23 protein-coding genes and 1 pseudogene are annotated in these 25564 nt (G+C 38.7%); 17 read left to right on the top strand and 7 right to left on the bottom strand.

Annotation, left to right across the window (positions count from 1 at the left end):
* Positions 1-115: 115 nt before the first annotated feature.
* Both AC1M9A_RS08035 and AC1M9A_RS08030 read left to right on the top strand, forming a co-directional pair.
* Positions 116-1642, top strand: a complete 1527-nt coding sequence (locus AC1M9A_RS08035) for a fumarate hydratase (protein ID WP_035265279.1) — start codon at positions 116-118, stop codon at positions 1640-1642.
* Between the two features lie 71 nt (positions 1643-1713).
* Positions 1714-2256, top strand: coding sequence for a DUF2059 domain-containing protein (locus tag AC1M9A_RS08030; RefSeq protein ID WP_035265277.1), 543 nt, complete (start codon positions 1714-1716; stop codon positions 2254-2256).
* 27 nt (positions 2257-2283) lie between these two features.
* On the opposite strand, the gene AC1M9A_RS08025 is transcribed toward AC1M9A_RS08030, so the two are convergent.
* The 4 genes from AC1M9A_RS08025 to tig all read right to left on the bottom strand — a co-directional run bounded on the left by AC1M9A_RS08025 (position 2284) and on the right by tig (position 6654).
* Positions 2284-3036, bottom strand: a complete 753-nt coding sequence (locus AC1M9A_RS08025; protein WP_481609993.1) for a DUF2846 domain-containing protein — start codon at positions 3034-3036, stop codon at positions 2284-2286.
* Between the two features lie 138 nt (positions 3037-3174).
* A complete protein-coding gene (gene clpX / locus AC1M9A_RS08020; RefSeq protein ID WP_035265272.1) occupies positions 3175-4485 on the bottom strand; it encodes an ATP-dependent protease ATP-binding subunit ClpX in 1311 nt (436 codons plus the stop codon).
* 33 nt (positions 4486-4518) lie between these two features.
* Positions 4519-5130 (bottom strand): ATP-dependent Clp endopeptidase proteolytic subunit ClpP, encoded by a 612-nt coding sequence (gene clpP, locus AC1M9A_RS08015; protein WP_035265270.1) that lies wholly within the window; start codon positions 5128-5130, stop codon positions 4519-4521.
* Positions 5131-5322: 192 nt separating this feature from the next.
* Entirely contained in the window at positions 5323-6654 is a 1332-nt protein-coding gene (gene tig / locus AC1M9A_RS08010) for a trigger factor (RefSeq protein ID WP_180028337.1), read from the bottom strand.
* Positions 6655-6920: 266 nt separating this feature from the next.
* Here tig and AC1M9A_RS08005 point away from each other — a divergent pair, with 266 nt between their 5' ends.
* The 7 genes from AC1M9A_RS08005 (at position 6921) to AC1M9A_RS07975 (ending at position 16837) form a co-directional block, all read left to right on the top strand.
* Positions 6921-9059: a TonB-dependent receptor domain-containing protein gene (locus AC1M9A_RS08005; RefSeq protein WP_035265267.1), complete on the top strand. Its 2139-nt coding sequence runs from the start codon at positions 6921-6923 to the stop codon at positions 9057-9059.
* 281 nt (positions 9060-9340) lie between these two features.
* The gene (locus AC1M9A_RS08000; RefSeq protein WP_481609992.1) at positions 9341-11632 is read left to right on the top strand and encodes a TonB-dependent receptor; all 2292 of its coding nucleotides are present in this window, start codon (positions 9341-9343) and stop codon (positions 11630-11632) included.
* Between the two features lie 64 nt (positions 11633-11696).
* Positions 11697-12380: a Fe2+-dependent dioxygenase gene (locus AC1M9A_RS07995; RefSeq protein ID WP_481610021.1), complete on the top strand. Its 684-nt coding sequence runs from the start codon at positions 11697-11699 to the stop codon at positions 12378-12380.
* Between the two features lie 317 nt (positions 12381-12697).
* Positions 12698-14395, top strand: a complete 1698-nt coding sequence (gene leuA, locus AC1M9A_RS07990) for a 2-isopropylmalate synthase (protein WP_035265262.1) — start codon at positions 12698-12700, stop codon at positions 14393-14395.
* 101 nt (positions 14396-14496) lie between these two features.
* Positions 14497-15657, top strand: coding sequence for a homoserine O-succinyltransferase MetX (gene metX, locus AC1M9A_RS07985; protein ID WP_035265259.1), 1161 nt, complete (start codon positions 14497-14499; stop codon positions 15655-15657).
* Complete coding sequence (metW, locus tag AC1M9A_RS07980; RefSeq protein ID WP_092766759.1) at positions 15657-16250, top strand: methionine biosynthesis protein MetW; 594 nt, start codon at positions 15657-15659, stop codon at positions 16248-16250. Before metX ends, metW begins: the two co-directional genes overlap by 1 nt.
* On the top strand, positions 16247-16837 hold the full coding sequence (locus tag AC1M9A_RS07975) for a tetratricopeptide repeat protein (RefSeq protein ID WP_481597594.1): 591 nt from the start codon (positions 16247-16249) through the stop codon (positions 16835-16837). Before metW ends, AC1M9A_RS07975 begins: the two co-directional genes overlap by 4 nt.
* Before the next feature lie 42 nt (positions 16838-16879).
* On the opposite strand, the gene AC1M9A_RS07970 is transcribed toward AC1M9A_RS07975, so the two are convergent.
* Complete coding sequence (locus AC1M9A_RS07970; protein WP_481609991.1) at positions 16880-17335, bottom strand: GNAT family N-acetyltransferase; 456 nt, start codon at positions 17333-17335, stop codon at positions 16880-16882.
* 94 nt (positions 17336-17429) lie between these two features.
* On the opposite strand from AC1M9A_RS07970, the gene rdgB reads away from it, so the two are divergent.
* On the top strand, positions 17430-18059 hold the full coding sequence (gene rdgB / locus AC1M9A_RS07965; protein ID WP_481609990.1) for an RdgB/HAM1 family non-canonical purine NTP pyrophosphatase: 630 nt from the start codon (positions 17430-17432) through the stop codon (positions 18057-18059).
* Here rdgB and AC1M9A_RS07960 read toward each other — a convergent pair.
* Positions 18056-18931, bottom strand: a complete 876-nt coding sequence (locus AC1M9A_RS07960; RefSeq protein WP_481609989.1) for an AEC family transporter — start codon at positions 18929-18931, stop codon at positions 18056-18058. The two genes, rdgB and AC1M9A_RS07960, sit on opposite strands and share 4 nt — an antisense overlap.
* A gap of 172 nt (positions 18932-19103) precedes the next feature.
* Between AC1M9A_RS07960 and tatA the strand changes: the two genes are divergently transcribed.
* The 4 genes and pseudogenes from tatA (at position 19104) to AC1M9A_RS07940 (ending at position 22963) form a co-directional block, all read left to right on the top strand.
* Positions 19104-19331, top strand: coding sequence for a Sec-independent protein translocase subunit TatA (tatA, locus tag AC1M9A_RS07955; RefSeq protein ID WP_035266725.1), 228 nt, complete (start codon positions 19104-19106; stop codon positions 19329-19331).
* A 15-nt stretch (positions 19332-19346) separates the two neighbouring features.
* A pseudogene (gene tatB / locus AC1M9A_RS07950) lies at positions 19347-19596 on the top strand (Sec-independent protein translocase protein TatB); the annotation flags it as partial.
* A 211-nt stretch (positions 19597-19807) separates the two neighbouring features.
* On the top strand, positions 19808-20590 hold the full coding sequence (tatC, locus tag AC1M9A_RS07945; RefSeq protein ID WP_481609988.1) for a twin-arginine translocase subunit TatC: 783 nt from the start codon (positions 19808-19810) through the stop codon (positions 20588-20590).
* Positions 20591-20755: 165 nt separating this feature from the next.
* Positions 20756-22963 (top strand): PhoX family protein, encoded by a 2208-nt coding sequence (locus AC1M9A_RS07940; protein WP_035266728.1) that lies wholly within the window; start codon positions 20756-20758, stop codon positions 22961-22963.
* A 27-nt stretch (positions 22964-22990) separates the two neighbouring features.
* Here the strand turns inward: AC1M9A_RS07940 and AC1M9A_RS07935 are convergent, their stop codons facing one another.
* The gene (locus tag AC1M9A_RS07935; RefSeq protein WP_481591566.1) at positions 22991-23794 is read right to left on the bottom strand and encodes an NRDE family protein; all 804 of its coding nucleotides are present in this window, start codon (positions 23792-23794) and stop codon (positions 22991-22993) included.
* Positions 23795-23887: 93 nt separating this feature from the next.
* Here AC1M9A_RS07935 and lgt point away from each other — a divergent pair, with 93 nt between their 5' ends.
* The 3 genes from lgt (at position 23888) to AC1M9A_RS07920 (ending at position 25543) form a co-directional block, all read left to right on the top strand.
* On the top strand, positions 23888-24703 hold the full coding sequence (gene lgt, locus AC1M9A_RS07930) for a prolipoprotein diacylglyceryl transferase (protein ID WP_035266733.1): 816 nt from the start codon (positions 23888-23890) through the stop codon (positions 24701-24703).
* Positions 24704-24787: 84 nt separating this feature from the next.
* Positions 24788-25159: a hypothetical protein gene (locus AC1M9A_RS07925; protein ID WP_481591589.1), complete on the top strand. Its 372-nt coding sequence runs from the start codon at positions 24788-24790 to the stop codon at positions 25157-25159.
* Between the two features lie 132 nt (positions 25160-25291).
* On the top strand, positions 25292-25543 hold the full coding sequence (locus AC1M9A_RS07920) for a hypothetical protein (protein ID WP_179998671.1): 252 nt from the start codon (positions 25292-25294) through the stop codon (positions 25541-25543).
* Positions 25544-25564: the final 21 nt, after the last annotated feature.

Below are 25564 nucleotides of genomic sequence, written 5' to 3'. Positions count from 1 at the left end.
GAATGAATCTGCTCTCTTAAACTTTCGCCCAATTCCTCAGCAAAAAAGCCACAATTGAATCATTTTGTCTTATAATTTAGCCCGCTAGCTATCAGCCCGCTCAAGAGATATTTGTATGACAACTATTATCAAGCAAGACGACTTGATCACATCCGTTAAAGATGCGCTTCAGTTCATTTCTTACTATCATCCACAAGACTTCATCCAAGCAATGAGTCGTGCGTATGACCGTGAAGAAAACAAAGCTGCCAAAGATGCGATCGCACAAATCTTAATCAATTCACGTATGTGTGCCGAAGGTCACCGTCCGATCTGTCAAGATACTGGTATCGTCAACGTATTCGTTGAAGTGGGCATGGACGTTAAATTTGATTTAACAATGAGCTTAGACGACGCGATTAACGAAGGTGTTCGCCAAGGTTACTTAGAAAACTCTAACGTACTTCGTGCATCTGTACTTGCTGATCCTGCTTTTGGCCGTAAGAATACGAAAGACAACACCCCTGCTGTGATCTACCATAAACTTGTTCCAGGTAACAAAGTAGATATCACTGTTGCAGCAAAAGGCGGTGGTTCAGAAAATAAATCTAAACTTGCAATGTTAAACCCATCTGATTCAATCGTGGACTGGGTACTGAAAACTGTACCAACCATGGGTGCAGGCTGGTGTCCTCCTGGTATGCTCGGTATTGGTATCGGTGGTACAGCTGAAAAAGCCATGATGCTTGCTAAAGAAGCATTGATGGAAGAGATCAACATGGACGAGCTTCTTCGTCGTGGTCCACAAAATAAACTTGAAGAACTTCGTATCGAAATCTTCGAGAAAGTAAACGCGCTGGGTATTGGTGCACAAGGTCTTGGCGGTTTAACCACTGTTCTAGACATCAAAATTAAAGACTACCCTTGTCACGCTGCGGGTAAACCAGTCGGTATGATCCCGAACTGTGCTGCGACTCGTCACGCACACTTCACACTAGACGGTACAGGTGTTGCGAATATTATTGCACCTAAACTTGAAGACTATCCTGAAGTCACTTGGGACTCATCTTCTTCTAAACGTGTTGACTTAGATAACATCACACAAGAAGAAATGAACTCTTGGAAACCAGGTGATACGCTTCTTCTTAACGGTACAATCTATACAGGTCGTGACGCTGCGCACAAACGTATGGTTGATATGTTAAACAACGGTGAAGAGCTTCCTGTAGACCTTAAAGGTAAGTTCATTTACTACGTTGGTCCTGTTGATCCAGTGGGTGACGAAGTTGTAGGTCCTGCAGGTCCAACAACTGCAACACGTATGGATAAGTTCACACGCCAAGTTTTAGAAGCAACTGGTCTTTTCGGTATGATCGGTAAAGCGGACCGCGGTCCTGCTGCGATTGAAGCAATCAAAGACAATAAAGCAACTTACCTCATGGCTGTAGGCGGTGCTGCATATCTCGTATCTAAAGCAATTCGTGAAGCGGAAGTTGTCGCTTTTGAAGATTTAGGTATGGAAGCAATCTATAAGTTCGTGGTTAAAGATATGCCTGTATCTGTTGCAGTAGACGTTAACGGCACATCAGTTCACGCAACTGCACCAAAAATTTGGCAGGCTAAAATTGGTAAAATTCCAGTTGTAGATGCAGCTGCACAATAAATAATATTCGACTTGTCTCAAGTTCAAAAAGCACTCTATCATTAGGGTGCTTTTTTATACCGAGAATACTCATGAAAATTTTAAGAACATTATTTTTGAGCGGATGCATGATCTGCTCACCTGCGGTTATGGCAGCTCAAGCGACTGATCAACAAATCGAAAAACTCATACAAGTATTGAATTTAGATCAGCTCTTACAAAGTACGCTTAAACAAATCCGACCTCAAATTGATCAACAGGCCTATAGCATTGTTCAAAATATTGTTAAGGCCGAAAAATTAACACCACAACAACAAGTTATTGCCAATGAACTGGCTGATAAAATTCACCAAGAAAATATTAAGCAAACTTCTTGGGAAAAACTTAAACCGATCTATCTCAAAATTTATAAAGATGTCTATGATGCCCAAGAAGTTCAAGCCCAGATCGACTTTTATTCCTCTCCAACAGGTCAATCCATTTTAAATAAAGGTCCACTTGTTGCTCAAGAATCCATGAAAATCCTGAATCAACAACTTGCAGGCTCTTTACAATCTACAGAAAAGAATTTTGCTGAAGTCCAAAAGAAATTAGAACAACTACAAAAACAAAGTATTCATACTGACTCGAAATAAGCTAAAAACCATTCTGCTGAATCAGAGTTACCATGTGCGTGGATCATATATCTTAAAAGGTTCTGTTAAGCGCACATCATCACTGGCTTTATATTCTTTATTTTTAATTTTTTCTTTTGATTTTTGCAATGTTCCGTTCGGTTGAATAACGGCAACATAGTTAAGCCCAGGCGTTTTCAACTGAGTCATGCCAATTTCTCTTAATGCCTGTTTTGTTGGCATTTGCATCAATGGTCCAACTCTGAGGAGATCTTCACTACCATTTGGTCCACCTCGAAACTGTTCTTCTTCATATTTTAAGAAATACTGCTGCCCCGCTTTAACACTAAAACTTGCAACCAAAGGTTTTTGAAAATGCATCACAGTTAAAGGTCGACTGATACTAAGTTGATAATCCCCTTCAGCCAGCTCTATCCAATAATAATGATTGCTGATTAAACTCGGAATGCGCTTACCATTTAGAAAAAAACTCGGTGCAATAATTTCCTGACGATTCCACTTACTATCAAGACGGTACAGATACAACACTGCGGCTTGCTGATGTTGAGGTTTTACACGGCTGAAAAACTGTCCTGGTTTTTGATTTACCCATGAGCCCAGATCAAATCCTGCAACTTTATATTGAGCTAGCTTCTGAGATACAAAAGTTTTTTTCTCACTAAAATCTACCGGTTTTAACGTTGAAACCACATGAGTTTGATTATTTTCGTTAAGCCCTTTATGTGTCTGACATGCCACAAGAAACAGACTCAAAGCACACACTGCTACGGTTGATCGCATGATTATCCCTCATCACGAATACTTTTTTTTCTATGTCATATTTTTATTATCGTTAGATTATCACCTCAATCCGAGATTAAAAACAAAAAACGCGCAAAAAGTGGGACTTTTTACGCGTTTCAGATGAATTACAATCAATTAAGCAGATTTAGTATCTAAAATCTTTAAATCGACCTTTTCTTCAACTTGTTGTTCTTGTTTAGGTTGGCGCTCAGTTCGATATTCTGGTTCAGCATTTTCATTGATCACAGCTTCATTGATCACAACAGTACCAATATCAGAGCGACTTGGTAAATCGTACATCGTATCGAGTAAGACGTTTTCAAGAATTGAACGTAAACCACGTGCACCTGTATTACGCTCAAGTGCTTTTTTCGCAACAGCTCGCAATGCTGAATCTTCAAATAATAGATCAACATCTTCCATTTCGAACAAGTATTGATACTGACGCGTTAATGCATTTTTTGGTTCAGTCAAAATTTGCATTAATGCTTCTTCGTCCAATTCTTCGAGCGTTGCAATCACTGGCAGACGACCAATGAATTCAGGGATTAAACCAAATTTCACAAGATCGGCAGCTTCTACCTGACTAAATAATTCAGATAACTTCTTAGAGTCATCTTTAGTCTTCACGTCAGCAGTGAAACCAATTCCACCTTTTTCTTGACGCTGTTGCACGACACGCTCCAAACCAGAGAATGCACCACCGCAGATGAACAGGATATTAGACGTATCAATTTGAATGAACTCTTGCTGTGGATGCTTACGACCACCTTGAGGTGGAATTGAAGCTACCGTGCCTTCGATCATTTTTAAAAGCGCTTGTTGAACACCTTCACCTGAAACATCACGTGTTATTGAAGGATTTTCAGACTTACGGGTAATCTTATCGATCTCGTCGATATAAATGATACCCTTCTGTGCTTTCTCAACATCGTAATCTGCTTTTTGTAGCAATTTTTGAACGATATTCTCAACATCTTCACCAACATAACCAGCTTCAGTTAATGTCGTTGCATCAGCCATCGCAAATGGCACATCTAATAAGCGCGCTAAAGTTTGCGCCAACAAAGTCTTACCCGAACCTGTTGGTCCTATGAGTAAGATATTGCTTTTAGCAAGTTCTACACGATCTTCTGACTTTGCAGTTGATTGAGTCACTTTAAGACGTTTATAGTGGTTATATACCGCAACAGAGAGCGTTTTTTTCGCAGTGTCTTGACCAATCACATATTGATCTAAAGCTGCACGAATTTCATGCGGCTTAGGTAATGGACGAGTTGCCCATTCACCAGTTTCGACTTGCTGGCTCGTCTGAACTAAATCTAAGCATACATCTACACATTCATTACAAATGTAAGCGTCCTCGCCTGCAATGAGTTTACCCACTTCAGACTGCGTTTTACCGCAAAATGAACAATGCTTTTGTCCTTGAGGATTTTCAGACATCTTCACTCCAAATAAATTTCTATGCTTTACAGCTTAAAGTTGCGGACGTTTCGTTAAAACTTCATCGACCAAACCATATTCTTTTGCAGCTTGAGCGGTCATAAAGTTATCACGGTCTGTATCACGTGCAACAGTTTCATAATCTTGGCCACTGTGTTCAGCCATTAGACGGTTCAAACGCTCTTTAATAAATAGAATTTCACGTGCATGAATTTCAATATCTGAAGCTTGACCACGGAAACCACCCAATGGTTGGTGAATCATAACACGAGCGTTTTCTAAGCAGTAACGTTTACCCTTAGCACCAGCATTCAATAAAAAAGCGCCCATTGAGGCTGCTTGGCCCATACAATATGTCACGACATCTGGTTTGATGAATTGCATCGTATCGTAAATTGCCATACCCGCAGTCACTGAACCACCAGGTGAGTTAATGTACAGATGAATATCTTTTTCTGGATTCTCAGCTTCTAAGAACAACATTTGCGCAACGATTAAGTTCGCCATATTGTCTTCAACTTCACCCGTTAAGAAAATTACACGTTCGCGCAAAAGACGCGAGAAAATATCAAAAGAACGCTCACCACGAGATGATTGCTCTACGACAACTGGAACCAAAGCATTATCAATTGTTGGAACATACATACGTTATTTATTCCTGAATTTTTTGTCACTCAATACATTTTCACAATATGAGGGATAATTGTCGAAAATGCAAAATATTCACCATTAAATATCAGATATTTTTTAATTAGGCTTTGTGAATACAGGACAAGTTGATCCATATTTTTTACAAGAAAAAAGGCGCGTTAAGCGCCTCTTCCTTCGGATAACCGATTAGCCTTGTTGACGAGCTTGTTGTTCTTTCAACAATTCTTCATAGCTAACAGCTTTATCAGTTACTTTAGCAGACGCTAAGATGTGATCTACAACTTGGTCTTCTAAAACAACAGCTTCGATTTGTGCACGTTGTTGCTTATCATTTTTGAAGTATTCAATAACTTCAGTAGGATCTTCATAAGAAGTCGCCATATCTTCGATATAAGCTTCTACACGTGCTTGATCAACTTCGATTTTTGCTTCAGCAAGAATACTGCTCACCAAAACACCTAATTTTACTGATTTTTCAGCTTGCTCTTTGAATAATTCATCTGGAAGCATGCTTGAATCAAATGCTTTAGCGCCTTGAGCACCAAACTGTTGAGTAAACTGTTGGATCATTTGTTGACGTTGACGGTCAATTTCTTGAGACAACATAGATGCAGGTACTTCGATTTCATTTGCAGCTACAAGCGCATCAAAAGTTGCACCTTTCACTTGATTGCGAAGACCGTTTTTCACTTCACGTTCCATATTTTTGCGAACGTCAGCTTTTAACTTCTCAACACCTTCTTCTTCAGTTAAACCAAAGATTTTTAGGAATTCAGCATCTACGTCAGGAAGCTTTTGTTTTTCAACAAGCTTAACTGTGATTTTGAATTGAGCTGATTTACCTGCAAGGTTTTCTGCTTGGTAATCTTCAGGGAAAGTTACATCAATTACTTTCTCTTCGCCTTTCTTCATACCAACGATACCGTCTTCGAAGCCAGGGATCATACGACCAGAACCTAATACAAGTTTGAAGTCTTCAGCAGAACCACCTTCAAATTTTTCGCCGTCAATAGAACCTTCGAAATCAAAAGTAACTTGCATGTCTTTTTTAGCCATGCCTTTTGTTTCAGTCCAAGTCGCGCGTTGCTTTTGAAGATTTTCGATCATTTGATCTACATCTTTATCATTTACTTCAGTAGATTTACGTTCAACTTCTAAACCGTCAAACTTAACTGAAACTTCTGGGTAAACTTCAACAGTTGCTTCATAAACTAAAGCATCTTCTTTGTTTTCAACTTTTTCAATGTTAGGCATGCCTACAGCATTGATTTTCTCTTGTTGAATTGCTTCGAATACTGTGTCACGAATAACATCATTTACCACTTCTTGGTAAATGCTCGCACCGTATTCACGACGAACAACATTTAAAGGCACTTTACCTGGACGGAAGCCGTTGATCTTAACTGTTTTAGCAGTACGTTTTAAACGAGCTTCGAATTGCTCATTAACACGGCTCGTCGGTACAGATACATTTAAACGACGGGCTACGCCCGAAACCGCTTCAGAAGTTACTTGCATGGCTTCCTCGATATAGAAATAGTAATTGCAATTTTTAAAGTGCCACATTATATGACAACAATCAAAGATATACAAAATACCTTTTTCAAACCATCTTTTTTATGAACCTGAGAATATTTTTTTTGCTCACAAGGTTTGACCATATTCAATTCATATTTCTTAATTATTGTTTGTTTTTTATTGCAAATGATAAAGTTTATCATTAATATTTGCATCAAATTTGATCATGCCCTCAAGCATCACTCATACCAGCGGAAGAACATAATATGAGTAAGTTTAAGCTTCAACCTCTTACAGTTGCATTATTCGCTTTGTCTAGCGGTGTAACATTTGCAAATACCACAAATGAAAGTAGTGCTCATCAACTTTCGACAATTGTCGTTTCTGCTGCGGGTTTTGAGCAGGATATTAAAAATGCACCTGCATCTATTAGTGTTGTAACTAAAGAAGATATTGAAAAGAAAAATGCGACAAGCATCGCTGATCTTTTATCAGATGTCCCTGGTATTGATATTCGTTCTGGAGTTGGGAAAACATCTGGCCTTAACGTTAAGATGCGTGGTCTTGGTAATGACTATAGCTTAGTTCTTATTGATGGACGCCGTCAAACAACCTCATCAGATGTAACACCTAATGGCTTTGGTGAAACCTCTAATAGTTTTTTACCACCTCTAGCCGCTATTGAGCGAATTGAAGTTATCCGTGGACCAATGGCTACTCGCTATGGTTCAGAAGCAATGGGTGGTGTGATCAATATCATTACTAAAAAAGTTGCAGATCAGTGGTCAGCAAATGTCACAACGAGTGGCAACATTATGGAAAGTAATGCTGAAGCAGACTCTTGGAAATCTAGTTTTGTGATTAATGGTCCACTTATTAATGACCGCTTAGGTTTACAATTAAGAGGTAGCTATTTGGATCGTCAACGTTCTGAACGTATTGTTGAGGGTTCGACTAGCCGTGATCCACGCCCAAGTAAAGCAGATAATTATGATTATGGTGCAAAATTAGACTTTAAATTAGATGAACAAAATGCTTTATGGATCGATGGTTTTTATTCTAGCCAACGCTATGACAACACAGATCAACGTTTAGGAAACTTTATTTCTCGTGGTGGTATCGCAGGCTATAACGATGAGCTTGAGTTCAATCGAACTCAATTTGCACTTGGTCATGATGGTAACTATGATTTTGGTTTGTGGAAAACTTATCTAAGCCATAACACAACAGAGACCCAAGGTCGCACCATTCCAACAGATGCATTCCCAGAGTTAGCAGGTCAAGCTCGAAAACTCGAAAATAAAGATCTTGTGATTGACTCTCATATTGTTGCACCAATCAAAAGTCATAAATTGACAGTTGGTACTGAATACAAAGATACAACCATTGCAGATGATATTGCAGGTATAGGAAAAGAATTTACACAGGATACTTGGTCTCTCTACGCTGAAGATGAATGGCAACTCAAAGACAACTTATTTTTCACATTCGGTGGTCGCTTCGAAGATCATAGCGGATTTGGTGGACAATTTAGTCCGCGGGCTTATTTAGTTTGGAACACCAATGATGCACTAACGATCAAAGGTGGCGTAAGTACAGGTTATAAAACACCATCTGCTAAGGATCTTTACGACGGAATCAATGGTTATAGTGGTCAAGGTGCTACACCGAGTCTTGGAAATCCAGATTTAGATCCTGAAACATCAATCAACTATGAGCTTGGATTTAATTATCAACCTTCTGATAATTTTAACCTTACAGCAACTGCATTCTTCAACGTTGTTGAAGACAAGATCGTTTCTAGAACGTTCAGTTGTAACACCAATGATTGCTCTAATCTTAGTGATAAAGCAACTTCTTATAGCAAGAGTTTCAACACGGATGAAGCAGAAATTTATGGTTTAGAGACATCCCTAAATTATCAAATTATTCCAGAATGGAGCTTAAAAGCGGCTTACACCTATACCGATTCAGAAATAACTAAAGGTCAAGACAAAGGATATGCTTTAGAGTCTACTGCGAAACATTTAGCTAGCCTAACATCTACTTGGCACATTAATGACTCTTTAGACCTATGGTTACAACATGAATATCAATCTGGTCGTCCTCGATTTACTAGTGAACCTACAGACGCTGGCTCAATTAGTATTTTGGAACAAACCAATAACGAATTTTCTGGTTATAATTTATTTAATCTTGGTGCAAGTTATCAACTGAACGATAAAATTCGTATTAATGCTGCAGTAAACAATCTATTGGATAAAGACTTTACTCAAAATATGGAATATGTAGATATTAACGGCGATCTTCAACAAGCTTATAAATATCTTTCAATTGGACGTAGCTCTGAAGGCACATACTTAGCTGGTCGTAACTACTGGTTATCTATTTCATATGATTTCTAATTCTAGGTAGATTCTCTCTAGCAAAACCCTGCGCTAGCAGGGTTTTTTATTTTATTAAAATTTAATTCCCTATTAAAAATAGCCATACAAAAATGTAGAAACTTTAATTTTTCCAATATTATTTAAATTCATTTACTTACACATAAAATATTACATTATTACATTTAAGCTTCCGTTATTTAGTTTAACTTAAATCGCAAATATCAATTTTAAGACCCGTTAAAGCTAAAAAAGAATCATTATTATTCTCAACCTGAAAACAAATTCATATCAGGTTAAACATGGCCTTTATCACAACACGTAAAAAAATCGTTTCATCTGCTATAGCAACGTCATTGGCTGTTATTTCAGGTCAAACTTTTGCACAAGAAGATACAGCGCATTTAGAAACAATTAAATCAGAGGCTCAATCAGAGCAGTCATTTAAAGTCGACAAATCCTCAAACGCTAAATACATTGCTCCCCTACTCGACACCCCAAAATCAATCTCTGTTATTTCTCAAAAACAGATACAAGATACTCAAGTGACTACGCTGTCTGATGCTTTAAGAACTGTTCCAGGAATTACGCTTGGTGCGGGTGAAGGCGGCAACCCAAATGGTGACCGTCCATTTATCCGTGGTTATAACTCTGAAAGTTCAATGTACGTTGACGGTGTGAGGAACTCTACTTCTCAAAACCGAGAAATGTTTGCCGTTGAACAGGTTGAAGTCACCAAAGGCTCCGCCTCTACTTTAGGTGGTGGAGGTTCTACGGGTGGTAGTATTAACCTAATTTCCAAATTAGCCAAATCTGGAGATGCTTTCCAAGGCTCTGTTGCTGGCGGTACTGATGCTTATGCACGTATCACATTAGATGCAAATAAAGATTTTGGGAATGGTATTGCGACTCGTGTCGTGGCAATGGGTCACCAGAATGAAAAAGCGGGACAACATAATGGCGCTGAATATGAACGTGCTGGTATTGCACCAAGTATTAGCTTTGGGTTAGACACGCTCACTCGAGCGACACTAGCCTACTACTACCTAAAGTCTGATGATAAGCCAGATTCAGGTATTCCATATAAATACGACACTGACAGAAAAGCGACCGTCGGCTCACCCGTTGATGTTAAACAGGGTACATACTACGGTTGGTTAAATCGTGATTTTCAAAAGCAAGAAAATCAAAGTGGGACCCTTAAGCTAGAGCACGATTTTAGCGAAAATCTAAGCTTGATGAATACTGCTGTCTATAGCAAATCAAAAAATAATTACTTATGGACTCAACCAGATGACAGTCAGGGCAACGTCGCAAATGGAAAAGTTTGGCGTCGTCTAAATACCAACCTAACAACCACTGACAGTTTTACAGATCAACTCGCATTAACAGGTAAACTCCAAACAGGCATCATAAAACATAATTTCAATTTGGGTGCTGAATACAGTAAACAAGATTCTGAACGCGGCACAAACATTGTAACCGCCCCTAATACCACGTTAATAGGCGGTAGTGGTGCTAATAATGCATGCTCATTAAATATTTCAAATGGTTGGTGTACTGATCTTTATAACCCCAATTCGAATGATGCTTGGCTAGGTAAAGTTCAAGCTAATCCAAATGTCATGAAGATTAAATCTGAAACACAATCAGTATATGCCCTAAATAATATTGAGCTTAATCCTCAGTGGCTCCTTGACCTTGGTATTCGCTGGGATGAATTCGAAACTGAAATGAAATACAATCAAGATACTGGTTCAGGCACTTCAGCAATTCAATCAGGAACAAAATATAATTCAAAACACGATTTCTTCAATTATCAAGCTGGATTAACCTTTAAACCAAGAGAAAATGGATCAATTTATGCAAGCTATGCGACTTCAGCTAATCCCGTTGGAATCGATGCTGGTAATGGTTCAGAAGGGTTAAGTGTCCCAGGACGAAATACGACTGATGCACAAGCAAGAGCAATTAACAACCTCAAACCTGAAGAAGTCAAAACCTATGAAATCGGAACCAAATGGGACCTTTTGAATAACAGAATTAATCTCACAGCTGCTATTTTCCGTACAGAAAAAGAAAATACTCGCGCTTTAGATAGTGATGGATTTACAAGAAATATTGGTGAGACACGTGTTGATGGCGTTGAATTAGGCTTAAACGGCAATATCACAAATAAATGGGCTTTATCTGCAGGATACACATATTTAGATAGTGAAATTGTTGATGCAGGTTATGTCAAAAATAGCGATGGAAGTTATTCGGCTAGCCCAACTAATGGTAACCAAGTCCAAAATGTCGCAAAACACTCTGCCACTTTGTGGACAACTTACCAAGTTCTCCCTAAATTACAATTAGGTGCTGGTGTTTTAGCTATGGATCGAGTGTATGGAGATGCTGCAAATACCAAATTTGTACCAGGCTATGTTCGTTATGACGCCATGGCTCGCTATCAAGTAAATTCAGATATTGATCTTCAATTGAACGTCAATAATCTCTCAGATACACGTTATTTCACGAAAGCTTATGCTTCGCATTATGCAACTGAAGCTGAAGGTCGAAATGCTGTATTGTCTTTAAATTTCAAGTTTTAATTTCATTTCAGCATAGGTCTATACAAGCTATGCTTTTCATCACCTAAAGCAGTGAGTGATCGTAGTGATTCATCATATTCCAAATATTCTAAGCCCTGAACAAGTTCGATATTTTCGTGAAGAAATGTCTAAAGTAGATTGGGTCAATGGAAAGGTAACAGCTGGAACACTCTCTGCAACAGTGAAACATAATCAGCAACTTTCCAATGATCATCCCCTGACCAAACATCTAGGTGATATTATTTTAGAATCCCTAGGTCAACATCCTTTATTCTTATCAGCAGCAATTCCACTAGATATCATCCCTCCTCTGTTTAATCGCTATGAACAGCATCAATCATTCGGTTTTCATGTCGACAATTCGATTCGCAGAGTTCAAGGCTCACAAGAACGCTTGAGAACAGATTTATCTTGTACTTTATTCTTGAATGATCCGCACGAATATGATGGCGGTGAATTAGTCATTGAAGATACTTATGGATATCACGAAGTCAAACTCCCTGCAGGAGATTTGATACTTTATCCATCTACTAGCTTACATGAAGTCACTTCTATCCAATCGGGTTGTCGCTTGGCATCATTTTTTTGGGTACAAAGTATGATTCGAGATGATTCAAATCGACATATGTTATTTACTTTAGATCAATCTATTCAGCAACTTCGTATGGAATTAGGGGATCAACATGAGCAAGTCATCAAACTCACGAGCCTCTATCACAATTTAATTCGAAAATGGGCAGAACTATAATTTATTTTTCACAGTTAATTTTTATAATGAAAAATATTATTAAAAAAAAATATATTGTGAAAAAAAATTTCACATTCATCATACTTTGATCTAAATCAGGGAATAATTCTCTTGAAGATCGCACTATAATAAAAGAAAGAATTTACAAGCACTGTGACGGTATAGCTAAGCTCTATATATTCAAAAGATTTTTAGAGAATTCAGCAAAATGATGCAGTAAGCCACTTGTAAATTGATAGAATAGACACAATCGATATAAATAGCGCAGTGCCCTTACACAAGACCCAAGCATGTTGTGCTATGAAAGGAGTTATCTCATGATGTTGGCTGATCCAAGCAAAAAATACCGTCGCATGTACCAACGTGTAGACTTACCTGACCGTCAATGGCCAAATAACGAAATTAATAAAGCGCCTATCTGGATGAGCACCGACCTTCGTGACGGTAACCAAGCTATTTTCGAACCAATGAACATTGAACAAAAGTTCAAGATGTTCCAAATGTTGGTGAAAATTGGTTTCAAACATATTGAAATTGGCTTTCCATCTGCCTCACAGATTGATTTTGACTTTACCCGTAAATTAATCGAAGAAAATCATATTCCAGATGATGTCTATATCGAAGTATTAGTTCAAGCTCGTGATCACTTGATTCAACGTACATTTGAATCATTACAAGGTGCAAAACGTGCAATTGTGCATATCTATAACTCAAACTCACCAACATTCCGTCAAAAAGTATTGAATGTTGATGTAGCGGGTGCGAAAGCCTTAGCGGTGAATGCGGCTCAAAAAGTGAAAGAATATGCAGCACAATATCCTGAAACTGAATGGGTGTTCCAATACTCTCCTGAATGCTTTACCGCAACTGAATTAGAAGTTGCAAAAGATGTCTGTGATGCAGTCACTGAAATTTGGGATGCTCGCCCAGATAATAAAGTTATCTTGAATCTACCCGCGACTGTTGAAGTTTCTGGGCCTCATGTTTACGCTGACCAAGTTGAATGGATGCATCGCAACTTACAACGCCGCGATGGTGTCATTATTTCTGTACACTGTCACAATGACCGTGGATGCGGTATTGCAGCATCCGAGTTAGCGATCATGGCTGGTGCTGATCGTGTGGAAGGTTGTGTATTTGGTAATGGTGAACGTACAGGTAACGTTGACGTTGCAGCGATTGCATTAAATATGTATACCCAAGGTGTCGCTCCAAATCTAGATTTTTCAAATATTAATGAAATCATTTCTACTATTGAAGAATGTACAGGTATACCCGTTCATCCACGTCATCCATATGCGGGTGATTTAGTATTTACTGCATTTTCTGGCTCACACCAAGATGCGATTAAAAAAGGCTTTGAGTTCCAGAAAAACGAAGAAATTTGGGACATGCCTTACTTACCAATTGATCCTAAAGATTTAGGACGTGATTATGATGCAGTCATTCGTGTCAATTCACAATCAGGTAAAGGTGGTATCGCATACTTGTTAGAGTCGAACTACAACGTCGTATTACCACGTCGCTTACAAATTGAGTTCTCGCAAGTCGTGCAACAGGTAGCTGACGAAGAAGGCGTAGAAGTTTCTGCTGAGCAAATTTGGAGTTTATTCCAAAGTACATATGTAAATCAGAAAGATAAACATTATGTCGCGAAAAACTATCGATTATCTGATGAAAATGGCAATCAAGTCATTGAATTAGATATTGAAGTCGGTGGTCAAGTTCAACATCTACGTGGTGAAGGCAACGGACCAATCTCTGCAATTTTAGATGCTTTACAGTTGCCAATCGATGTTGTGAACTATGAAGAACGTAGCATTGGTTCTGGTGCAAATGCTAAAGCGTTGGCACTAATTGAACTTCAAGTCAAAGGTACAGGTAAATCAGCATTCGGTGCTGGTGTACATGACAACATCGTGACTTCATCTATTGAAGGAATTATTGCATGTACAAATCGTTTAATTGATCAAGGTGTTTTGAGCACAGATCAAGTGATCGCTGCGGCAGTATAAATATTAGCAATAATATTTAGCACGAAAATGACTTTAGAAGGATACCCTCAAGTGGTATCCTTTTATTTATTCATACTTAAGATTTTAGGCGAATTTATCCTGTGTCTTTTCCAGCTGACTCAGTGGGCATTGTTGTTCCACAAAAGTTCCAATTTGAAGAACCACTCGCATTAGAATGTGGCCGCGTTTTACCACGTTTCGAATTGATGGTCGAAACTTATGGCACACTCAATGCAGATAAATCTAATGCAATTTTGATCTGCCATGCGCTTTCTGGTCATCATCATGCTGCTGGTTATCACCATGAAGATGATAAAAAAGCAGGTTGGTGGGATGCTTGTATTGGGCCAGGCAAAGCAATTGATACCAATACATTTTTTGTGGTGGCATTAAACAATATTGGTGGTTGTAACGGATCAACAGGACCAACCTCCCCAAATCCTGAAAATGAAAATCGTCCTTATGGTCCAGATTTTCCATTAGTGACCGTGCGCGATTGGGTTAAAACTCAAGCAATGCTGTCTGATCGTCTTGGTATCACTGTTTGGCACTCTATTATTGGTGGCTCTTTGGGAGGCATGCAGGCACTTCAGTGGTCTGTAGATTATCCTGACCGATTAAATAATTGTGTCATTATTGCCAGTGCACCTAAACTTTCAGCGCAAAATATCGCGTTTAATGAGGTCGCGCGCCAATCCATTTTGTCTGATCCTGATTTTCATCATGGTCGCTATTTAGAAAAAGACAGCTATCCTAAACGTGGTCTTATTCTAGCGCGGATGGTAGGTCACATTACCTACCTTTCTGAAGAAGCCATGAAACAAAAATTTGGTCGTGATTTAAAATCTGGCAAATTCATGTATGGTTTCGATGTTGAATTCCAAGTTGAAAGTTATCTTCGCTATCAAGGTGAACAATTTAGTCGTAACTTTGATGCGAACACCTACTTGATCATGACTAAAGCTTTGGATTACTTCGATCCTTCTCGTGAGTATGAACAATCTTTAGTTAAAGCAATGTCGAATACAAAATGTAAATTCCTTGTGATTTCATTTACTACGGATTGGAGATTCTCTCCTTCCCGATCTGTTGAGATTGTGGATGCATTGATTACCAATCATAAGCCTGTGAGCTATGTTGATATTGATGCAGAACAAGGTCATGACTCGTTCTTGTTCCCTATCCCTTTATATGTCAAAACTTTAAGGGCTTTCTTAGGTGGTGTAGACCATCTTGCTTCAACCCCTAAGGAGACCGTGTAATGCGTATTGATCAGAAGCTTGCAGAAAAATGGATTAAACCTGATTCAAGCATTTTAGATCTTGGTTGTGGCGATGGTGAGTTACTGGCTCATATGAGCAAAAAGCACAACATTCGTGCATACGGATTAGAAATCGATCAAGAAAAGATTGCAATTGCAGTCAGTCGAGGGTTAAATATCATCCAACAAGACTTGAACCTCGGTTTGGGACGCTTTGCAGACCAGTCATTTGACTATGTTGTCATGGCACAAGCTTTGCAAGCTGTAGATGCACCTGATGTGCTTTTGCGCGATATGGTGCGTGTTGGGAAACAAGCAATTATTACTTTTCCTAACTTTGCACACTGGAAAACACGCTCTTTCCTTGCTTTAAAAGGGAAAATGCCTGTTTCGGATGCCTTACCCTATATGTGGTATAACACTCCAAATATCCATCTGTGCACGTTTAAGGATTTCGAAGCACTTTGTGCTGAGAATCAAATTAAAATTATTGACCGTTTAGCCGTGAATGGGAATCAACAAGGGAGTTTGCTCAGCAAGCATATCCCGAACTTGTTTGGCGAGGTCGCGATTTATCGAGTGAGCGCTCTATGAAAAAGTTATTCTTAGGTACTTCATTATTTCTAGGGTTGTTGAGTTTCCAAGTTCATGCAGATTATGTACCTCAACAACCATCAACTTCTGCACTGGCTGCACAGTATTCACGTATGCCTGTATCTGAGCTGCAAAAAGCTGCTCGAGCAGGTCAACCGGCTGCCCAGTTTTATCTGGCAACACATTATCAACATGGTAAAGATGTTGCTAAAGACCTAAAACAAGCTTTCGTTTGGTATAAGGCAGCAGCCGATCAAGGTATTTCATCTGCTCAGCTGAATGTGGGTCGTATGTATGCTGATGGTATTGGTGTTACTAAAAATGAAACCTTAGCTCGCCAATACTTCGAAAAAGCAGCAAGTCATGGTGACAATCGTGCAAGCTTCAATTTAGCCGTTATGGAAGAGCAAAAGAAAAACTATATGGGTGCTTACCAATGGTATGAGCTTTCTACACGTGATGGCATGTTAGATAATAAAGTGATCAATATGTCTGAGACGAAAAAGACGGCTTTGGCTGCCAACCTGACACCAGAACAAATTCGTACTGCACGTGACCGTGCTGATCAATGGATTCAAAGCCGTTAATTACGCTTATAAGTTTGAAGAAAGCACCTATCGGTGCTTTTTTTATTCGATCATCTTCTTCATTCTTATGAATTTCATATCTTCGAATATGTCCACTTCACTATGTGAAGTAAAACCTAATTTTTTATAAAAATGAACAGCCCCTATATGTGCATTGACTGTTATCTGTTGGATATCCGTTTGAGTTAATTGATCTAACACATAATTAAATAAATGAGTTCCAACGCCTTGAAATTGCAGATTTGGATGAACAAAAAAATGAAAAATATGAGTGGGTTGTTTGTAAGCAATCATCCCAACAAGCGACTGCTTTAATTCTGCAACAAAGTATTTTATCTCTTGATGATTGATGTGCGATACAAGAGCTTCTTTTGAAAATAGGGACTTACTTTTTGGCATTTCATCAAAGTGATTCAAAGCTAAAGCAATACAGGACGCAATATTTTCAACATCCGCGATCTCTGCTTGACGAATATGAATGGTATTTAAATCTCTCATGATTAATGATTGGTTATTTTAGAGATGAGTTCATCTGTATCATCGCAAATATCCGTTAGAATAGCTTCAAATTTGAAACTGAAAGCGATTCAACATGGCGTCTAAAGATTGGTTAGATCAAGGTACTTTGGTTTTAGCGAGCAACAATAAAGGGAAAATAGCTGAGTTCGAAAAGTTATTTGAAGAATTAAAACTCCCTGTTAACGTTGTGCCTCAAGGAAAACTGAACATTGAGGATGCGGTGGAAGATGGGTTAAGTTTTGTAGAAAATGCCATTATCAAAGCACGACATGCTTCTAAGATTTCGGGTAAACCAGCTATAGCAGATGACTCAGGTATTTGCGTCCCTGCACTTGGTGGTGCTCCTGGTATTTACTCTGCACGTTATGCTGGTGAGCATGGCGATGATGCTGCCAATAATGCTAAATTACTGGCAGATTTAGCACCATTACGTAACAATGGTGACGTGATTGAAGGGATGTTTGTCTGTGTACTCGCCTTAGTTCAACACGCCGAAGATCCTTTACCTCAGATTTTCCAAGGAATCTGGAAAGGTGAAATTTTGGAAGTAGCACGTGGCAAAAATGGTTTTGGCTACGACCCACTGTTTTGGCTACCTGAACTCAATATTAGTAGCGCTGAAATGACCAAAGAAGAAAAAAATAAGATCAGTCATCGTGGTCAAGCCATGCAGTTATTCAAAGCAAGCCTCGAAACGAACTAAACGATCAGTCCATGATAAACCATGGCAAATAAACCAATTGTCATGCAACTTACGATGGTACCCGCTGCGATATATTGGGCTGAAACACCTGTTCCTGAATAATGTGTTTCTAAAGCAACAATATTCGCTGCGGGTGGTAATAAAAAAAACATAGACATCAGTGCAATAACAACCAGTTCGTGAGGAATCGGTAGAAGAAAATAGGCTACCGCACAGCACACTAAACCAAATAGAAATTTAATCAAAGCAAGTTTTAAACTTTCAATTAAATCGGACAAGTGAATTTTTACTTGAGATAACCACATCCCAAGGATACACATCCCTGTAAAGGTCATTAACCACTTATCCAATATATACAATGATTGAATCATTGCATCCTGCTGAAAATGACTAACATTCCATAACGAAAGAAAACCAGCAACTAATAAAGCTAAAATCGGTGGAGAGAAAGTCAATTTTCTCAAAATCTCCATCGCAGACTGCTTTTCAGCACTTAATACGGTCACTGCACAAATATTACCAAAAATAGAGCCCCCGACATAAAGTGCAACCATAGGACTAGATGCTTGCGCACCAAAAATAGCGAATGCAAATGGAAAGCCCAGCCAAGCCATATTGAGGTAACTGGAACATAAGGAGACTAATTTGTCTTTTGTACGGTAATAAACAAATAAATACAGCAAAAATGAAGCGATAAAACTAAATAACATCAACCATATACTACCCTCTTGATAAAACACCATATTGTAAATAATGATGAGAGGAATCAGCACTTTCGCCAACAACATCGCCATAAAGGGACGAATTTTTTTTAAATATTCTACGCCAAAATAGCCGATAAGAAAGGAGACTAGTGGGAGTAGAAGAACCATATTAAATATGAAATAGATTTTTTCTCATCTTAGCACAACATCTATTTCACTTCAGGATAAGTCTCTTGCACACATAAGAAAGCCATGACTTCAAACTGAAATAATTCCGTCAACTTGCTGTCATAAAGAACTGTTGAAATCATTCAAGATCATTTTCAATAAGGAATATATCATGGCTGGATTATCAATTTGGCACGTACTTATTTTCGCAATTGTCGTTTTACTTTTGTTCGGTACGTCTAAGCTAAAAAATTTGGGTAAAGATGTTGGTGGTGCGGTTAAAGATTTTAAAAAATCAATTAAGGATGACGAAGACCAGAGCACATCTGCTCAATTAAAAGAACCACGCACGATTGAACATCAAACATCTCATGATTTGAATTCAACAGCGAAACATTAAAGGTAGGTAACAGTAATGCTGAATATTGGTATGGCTGAACTATTAATGTTTGGCATCATTGCATTGCTTGTTCTTGGACCTGAAAAGCTTCCTGAGGGTGCGCGATTTGCTGGTAAATGGTATGGCAAAATTAAACGTATGGTCAGCAATGTACAAAATGATATTGATCGTGAACTAAGAATGTCTGAACTTAAAGAACAAATGCAGACTGAAATGAAGCGCATTCAAGAATTAGAAGAAAAAATGAAAGCGCAAATGCAGGAAATTGAAAAACACACAGTATTAAGCGATGAATATTTAAATCCACCTATCCATCAACAGGTTCGCTCTGAAACAAGCCCTGTTTATGTGTATTTAAACGTTCAGCAAAGTACAGCAGTTCCTTTTAGAGGACACGCTACACCTAAGCAAAGTTTTATTCATATTCAAAATTCGGCGCAACACAATAAACCGTATGTAGTCTTAGCGGAGGCAGTATGAGTCACAATACTCTCCCAAATATCATCTCTTCAAATGAGGAAAATCCTCAGCTTGAAGAAATGCCAATAACCAAGCATCTTATTATTTTAAGAAAATATTTATTTAGAATAGTTGGGGTCATTCTCGTTTTATTCTTTTGTTTATTACCATTTGCAAATCAAAGCTATCAAATTATGTCTGAGCCTCTTAGAGCTCAACTCCCAATAAATTCATCAATGATTGCAACTGATGTCACCGCGACATTTATGGCACCATTTAAGTTAAACTTCTTCGTTGCTCTAATGATCGCCATGCCATTTATCATTTATCAAATATGGGCTTTTGTCAGACCGGCGCTTTATAAAAATGAGAAAGCTTTAGCTCTACCATTACTCATCGGAAGTATTACATTATTTTATGCAGGTGTTGCTTTTGCTTACTTTATAGCCCTCCCTTCGATTTTACATTTTTTCATTAGCGTTGCACCTGAAACGGTTGCACCCATGACTGACATTAATAGCTATCTGAGTTTCTGTTTAAAATTATTCTTGGTTTTTGGTTTAACTTTTGAAATTCCAATTGTGACTTTATTACTCATTATGATTGGGGTCGTTACCACAGAACAATTGGTTGAAAAAAGACGTTTTATTATTGTAGGTTGTTTCTTCGTTTCTATGTTTGTGACGCCACCTGATGCACTCTCGATGATTATGTTAGCGATACCAATGTGGATGTTATTTGAATTGGGACTTTTGTTTGGAAAATTACTCGAAAACAGAAGAGCAAAGTCAGTACTTTGATATCTTGACCCTTTTACACATAGGCGAGTCTGAAGACTCGCCTTTTTCATACTCTTTAAATAAAAGCTTAATTCAACTGACATAAATCTATCACTTGATTGTCATGATTCCGCATTAAGTTGTTTGTGACGCTAAAAACTACCAAGCAAGATGCTAGGAACGAACATGACTGATTTAACACCTTTTAACGATGATTACGATAGCAATGATTCGGGGAATCCAGAATTTCACCATTTACTTGAAAAGCAAATTACGCGTAGAGATCTCATTAAGAAGACTGCTGGTGGTGCAGTAGCATTGACAGTAGCGGCTTCAGTAGCAGGCTGTAACAGTGACGACAATGACAATAACAACTCAAATCCTTCTCTACCTGAATTCGACAAATCAAAAACGCCAACTGAACTAACATTTAAAGCGGTTGATAAAAATATTAAAAATGAATTCACAGTGCCTGAAGGATATGAAGCACGTGTTATTTATGCACTAGGAGACCCGCTTTTTGAAGGTATGCCTGAATGGGATGCAGATAATATTCCGAGTGGTGCTTCATTTACCATGCGCTCAGGCGAATGTCATGACGGTATGACATATTTCGGCATGAAAAATAGTCGTTATGATCAAAATGAGTCAAATGTAGGTTTACTGGTACTCAACCACGAATATGTAGATAACAAAGCGATTTTGCATCCAGCGAATAATACCATTTCAGCGGATATTCGTTCTGAAGATGAAGCATTACGTGAAATCAACTGTCACGGCGTTTCAGTGATTGAAGTACAAAAAAATCCTACAACTCAACAAGTCACTCTAAACAAACGCTCTGTATTCAACCGTCGAATTACAGCTGCAACACCGATCGATTTCGCTGGTCCTGTAAAAGGGCATGAATTGGTACAAACCAAGATCAGTCCAGAAGGCACATTTACATTAGGTACGATCAATAACTGTGGTAACGGTTATACGCCTTGGGGCACATACTTAACCACTGAAGAAAACTTTAACCAATACTTTACTCGCGATGATAAAGATCGTTCTGAAAAGGATTTGGAGTCGTTAAAACGCTATAAAATTGCTTCAAATAGTTCTTATAAGTGGCACACAGTTCAAGCACAACTGTTCCCTCAAGATGTTTATGAGCGCTGGTTAACTAAAGTCTCTGCATCTTCTGCAACTCAAGATTTTAGAAACTCACCAAATACATTTGGTTGGATTGTTGAAATTGACCCGTTTGATGGTCGTCAACGCCCAGTAAAACGTACAGCTCTTGGACGTTTTGCACATGAAGATTGTCGTGTCAGTCGTGCCATTCCTGGGCAACCACTAGCCTTCTATATGGGGGATGACTCTCAAGGCGAATATATCTATAAATTTGTTTCAGATGCGGTTTGGGACCCTAAAGATATCAACGGTGGTTATGCTGCTGGCGATAAATATATGAATAACGGTAAATTCTATGTTGCTAAATTTAACTTTAATGAAGCAACTCAAAAGACGTCTGGTGAGTGGATTGAACTCAATATCTCCAATCCATTAATTGCTAGTTATTCAAAATACAAATTTACAGATCAAGCTGATGTATTGGTAAATGCCCGTTTAGCAGGTGATGCAGTTGGTGCAACCAAAATGGATCGTCCAGAATGGGTTGCCGTAAACCCAGAGAATGGTGAGGTTTATGTCACCTTAACAAATAACTCATTACGTGGAAGTGAGCATACGATTGATGCTGCCAACCCTCGTAATTATGCTGATAATGATAAAGGTGGTAGTCCTCGCGGGAATATCAACGGACATATTATTCGTTTCCGTGAAACTGGTGATACTGTTACAGCAAAAACATTTGTATGGGATATCTTCTTATTTGGCGCAGAAGAAGATTCACTTCCGGGTGTAAACCTATCTGGACTCACATCAGCAAATGATTTCTCAAGTCCAGATGGCCTATGGTTTGATCCACGTGGTGTCTTGTGGGTACAGACTGATGATGGCGCTTATACAGATGAAACGAATTGCATGATGCTCGCTGCACTTCCAGGTCAAGTAAGTGATGGTAAAGTGACTTCTGCAAATGCTGGTTCAAATAATGCCACTCAACTTACTCCTGCTGGCGCACAGCTTGATGATTCAAAGTTACGTCGTTTTTTAACAGGCCCTTCAGGCTGTGAAATTACAGGTGTAACGATGACACCAGACTATAAAGCTATTTTTGTGAATGTTCAGCATCCAGGTGGCACTTGGCCTGCAAATCACAGCAACACTATCAGCGGTGGTAAAGGTACACGTCCTCGCTCTGCGACGGTCGTGATTACACGTAAAGATGGTGGCGAGATTGTTGGTGAAAGTCTAGAAAAGAAAGAAAACACTCCTGCTGCTTAATTCAAACATTGAAATAGAAAATGCCGACTACGATGTCGGCATTTTTTTTGAGAGATTCAGATCAATTTTGACTATGTGATTCTGATGTTCACCTTGCTGCGTTTTTTCAAGCCAAGTCCATTGGTTTCTTTTCAACAACAGGTAGTTTGAGCATCGTGTTCCATATATCGGGCTTTGTATAAAAGTAGAAGATAACAGCTGCTCCATTTCCACTGATATGCCCGTTTGAGGTAATAAGTCTAAATCAATTTTTCTTTCATCTTGTAAGATATCCCAAACGGCGTACTCTAAATCATACGCTTTTTGAGCATTGGGATTTAATTGCAATAATGGTAAGAACTCTTGTGTGAAGCGTTTACGCAAATGTTTGGTTTTTTCCCATGGATCACTTAATACACCATTGGAAACCACATATACACCTTTGGCAAGCACTTGTGGAGATTCACCACGATTACTCATATAAACCGCTTGATCAGAGGTTCCGATAAAAAGGTTAAATCCAGCGTAATCACATTGCTTTTTTTCTAATTCTTGGGCGAATCGGATCGGTGCTAAATCGGATTCCAGATATTGCTGAATGATATGTCCTCTTGAAGTTGGATATTCCTTCTTATCATTTGCATCACGGTAATTTGTCACAAGTGCCCAACGCCCTGCAGCAGTAATCCCCATCCATGTCCCACCAGATTGTAAATCTTGACCTGCAATAATTGGGCTATTTTCCCACTTATGAATTTGTGAAGCAGGTCGGTGATAAAACTCATCCCGATTTGAAATTAAGCATAATGGTGTTTCATCCAACACTTGCCATGCGATTGCTACAATACACATCGTTGCATCCTTAGAACTTTACACATTGAATGTACAACATTTTTTCAGTCTTTCCGTTAGAATCGACACAAAACATAATATAAAGGAAAAGCAATGCTGACCTATCCTTCTATTGACCCAGTGGCAATATCTGTGGGTCCATTACAAGTTCACTGGTATGGACTCATGTATCTACTCGCATTTTTATTTGCTTGGGGCTTGGCAACATTCCGTGCTAAGCAACGAGGATGGACACCAGACATGGTCTCTGATCTCATCTTTTACGGTGCATTAGGTGTCGTGATTGGTGGTCGAGTAGGCTATGTGTTCTTTTATGGTTTTGATCAATTCCTTGCAAATCCGATATGGTTATTCCAAGTTTGGACAGGTGGCATGAGCTTCCATGGCGGCTTCTTAGGTGTCATGTTGGCCATGTTATTGTGGTGTAAAAAATACAAAATGACTTGGTTCCAAACACTGGATTTTATTGCCCCATGTGTTCCAACAGGTCTGATGTTTGGTCGTATTGGCAACTTTATTGGCGGCGAACTTTATGGCCGACAAGTCACAGATCCAAATTTCGCATTGGGTATGATTTTCCCTACAGATCCTTTACAACTCGTACGACATCCATCCCAACTTTACCAAGCACTCTGTGAGGGTTTGATTCTTTTTATTGTTCTGTGGTGGTTTAGTTCTAAACCTCGTCCACGCATGGCTGTTTCTGCCCTCTTCTTAATTGGATATGGCATCGCTCGCTTCACAGTTGAATTCTTCCGTGAGCCAGATAATGGACAATTATTTATCGGATGGATGAGCAAAGGACAATTCCTTACAGTTCCAATGATTCTCATCGGGCTATGGATGCTTTGGTATGCCTACCAAAAGAAAGTATATGACTGGGGTCCTCTACAAAATAATGGCAAATAAGTAAATCATGCCCTCAAAGGTGAACATCTTGTTCACCTTTTTTTGTGCTAGAGTTTTGACTTATTTACTTTGATTCAGATTACTATGCTCGAGTTTTGGTTTGATCCTAAAGTTTCAATACAACACAAAGCTTTATTTTTTATTTTGATTACGAGTGCTACCGCTACGTTATATTGGATGCAACCGCTTAACTTCGATGCGATCTTAATGTTTGTGGGCACAGGTATCGTTTTTCTTATTTGCCGTTACTGTAAAATTCATTTCGCTTCACACCATCCAACAGGGTTGATGTACCGATTATTTACTTGGATTCCTATCGCTCTGCTACTTGCCTTAATTTTCATACATGCAAAGGATGGAGAAATTCTTTTACCTGGTGCTCAAGGATTAGGATTTATGGCTTTATCTATTTGCTTATTTTCTCCACTGTCACTACTTCATCAACATCAGCATTAAAACGTCATTATGTTAAATTTCTGGTATTCGGAACGATGCACACGCACGATTAAATTGATCATTTGTATATCAACGTGTGTAGTGATTCTGTTGACAGCTGAAATTAAAAAACTTGATTTTCTATCGACACTAATGAGCTTATGTTTAGGCTTAAGTCTACACATTATTCATCATGTTTTGATCCAATCTAAGCGTCTAAAGCATCAGCTGAAAGCATATTATGCTTTTAGTCCTTTCATCTTGATTGTATTTTTTATCTTCATGCTTTCAGCGCTGAACTTTCAAAATAGCAGAGAGTTTTTTGCACTTTTTGTACAACTCATGGGTTATAGCGCAGTGGGATTATTCGTAGTGAGTTTATATGCATCTCGTACACCCCGCTGAATTTCAAAACAACTAAGCAAA

The organism is Acinetobacter sp. ANC_7634 (assembly GCF_056779875.1).
This window is presented reverse-complemented; position numbering and strand designations above follow the sequence as displayed.

What these genes read in the sequence shown, in the direction of transcription:
- AC1M9A_RS08035 (WP_035265279.1), top strand. Translation starts at nt 116, where the DNA reads ATGACAACTATTATCAAGCAAGACGACTTGATCACATCCGTTAAAGAT.
- AC1M9A_RS08030 (WP_035265277.1), top strand. Translation starts at nt 1,714, where the DNA reads ATGAAAATTTTAAGAACATTATTTTTGAGCGGATGCATGATCTGCTCA.
- AC1M9A_RS08025 (WP_481609993.1), bottom strand. Translation starts at nt 3,036, where the DNA reads ATGCGATCAACCGTAGCAGTGTGTGCTTTGAGTCTGTTTCTTGTGGCA.
- clpX (WP_035265272.1), bottom strand. Translation starts at nt 4,485, where the DNA reads ATGTCTGAAAATCCTCAAGGACAAAAGCATTGTTCATTTTGCGGTAAA.
- clpP (WP_035265270.1), bottom strand. Translation starts at nt 5,130, where the DNA reads ATGTATGTTCCAACAATTGATAATGCTTTGGTTCCAGTTGTCGTAGAG.
- tig (WP_180028337.1), bottom strand. Translation starts at nt 6,654, where the DNA reads ATGCAAGTAACTTCTGAAGCGGTTTCGGGCGTAGCCCGTCGTTTAAAT.
- AC1M9A_RS08005 (WP_035265267.1), top strand. Translation starts at nt 6,921, where the DNA reads ATGAGTAAGTTTAAGCTTCAACCTCTTACAGTTGCATTATTCGCTTTG.
- AC1M9A_RS08000 (WP_481609992.1), top strand. Translation starts at nt 9,341, where the DNA reads ATGGCCTTTATCACAACACGTAAAAAAATCGTTTCATCTGCTATAGCA.
- leuA (WP_035265262.1), top strand. Translation starts at nt 12,698, where the DNA reads ATGATGTTGGCTGATCCAAGCAAAAAATACCGTCGCATGTACCAACGT.
- metW (WP_092766759.1), top strand. Translation starts at nt 15,657, where the DNA reads ATGCGTATTGATCAGAAGCTTGCAGAAAAATGGATTAAACCTGATTCA.
- AC1M9A_RS07975 (WP_481597594.1), top strand. Translation starts at nt 16,247, where the DNA reads ATGAAAAAGTTATTCTTAGGTACTTCATTATTTCTAGGGTTGTTGAGT.
- AC1M9A_RS07970 (WP_481609991.1), bottom strand. Translation starts at nt 17,335, where the DNA reads ATGAGAGATTTAAATACCATTCATATTCGTCAAGCAGAGATCGCGGAT.
- rdgB (WP_481609990.1), top strand. Translation starts at nt 17,430, where the DNA reads ATGGCGTCTAAAGATTGGTTAGATCAAGGTACTTTGGTTTTAGCGAGC.
- AC1M9A_RS07960 (WP_481609989.1), bottom strand. Translation starts at nt 18,931, where the DNA reads ATGGTTCTTCTACTCCCACTAGTCTCCTTTCTTATCGGCTATTTTGGC.
- tatA (WP_035266725.1), top strand. Translation starts at nt 19,104, where the DNA reads ATGGCTGGATTATCAATTTGGCACGTACTTATTTTCGCAATTGTCGTT.
- tatC (WP_481609988.1), top strand. Translation starts at nt 19,808, where the DNA reads ATGAGTCACAATACTCTCCCAAATATCATCTCTTCAAATGAGGAAAAT.
- AC1M9A_RS07940 (WP_035266728.1), top strand. Translation starts at nt 20,756, where the DNA reads ATGACTGATTTAACACCTTTTAACGATGATTACGATAGCAATGATTCG.
- AC1M9A_RS07935 (WP_481591566.1), bottom strand. Translation starts at nt 23,794, where the DNA reads ATGTGTATTGTAGCAATCGCATGGCAAGTGTTGGATGAAACACCATTA.
- lgt (WP_035266733.1), top strand. Translation starts at nt 23,888, where the DNA reads ATGCTGACCTATCCTTCTATTGACCCAGTGGCAATATCTGTGGGTCCA.
- AC1M9A_RS07925 (WP_481591589.1), top strand. Translation starts at nt 24,788, where the DNA reads ATGCTCGAGTTTTGGTTTGATCCTAAAGTTTCAATACAACACAAAGCT.
- AC1M9A_RS07920 (WP_179998671.1), top strand. Translation starts at nt 25,292, where the DNA reads ATGAGCTTATGTTTAGGCTTAAGTCTACACATTATTCATCATGTTTTG.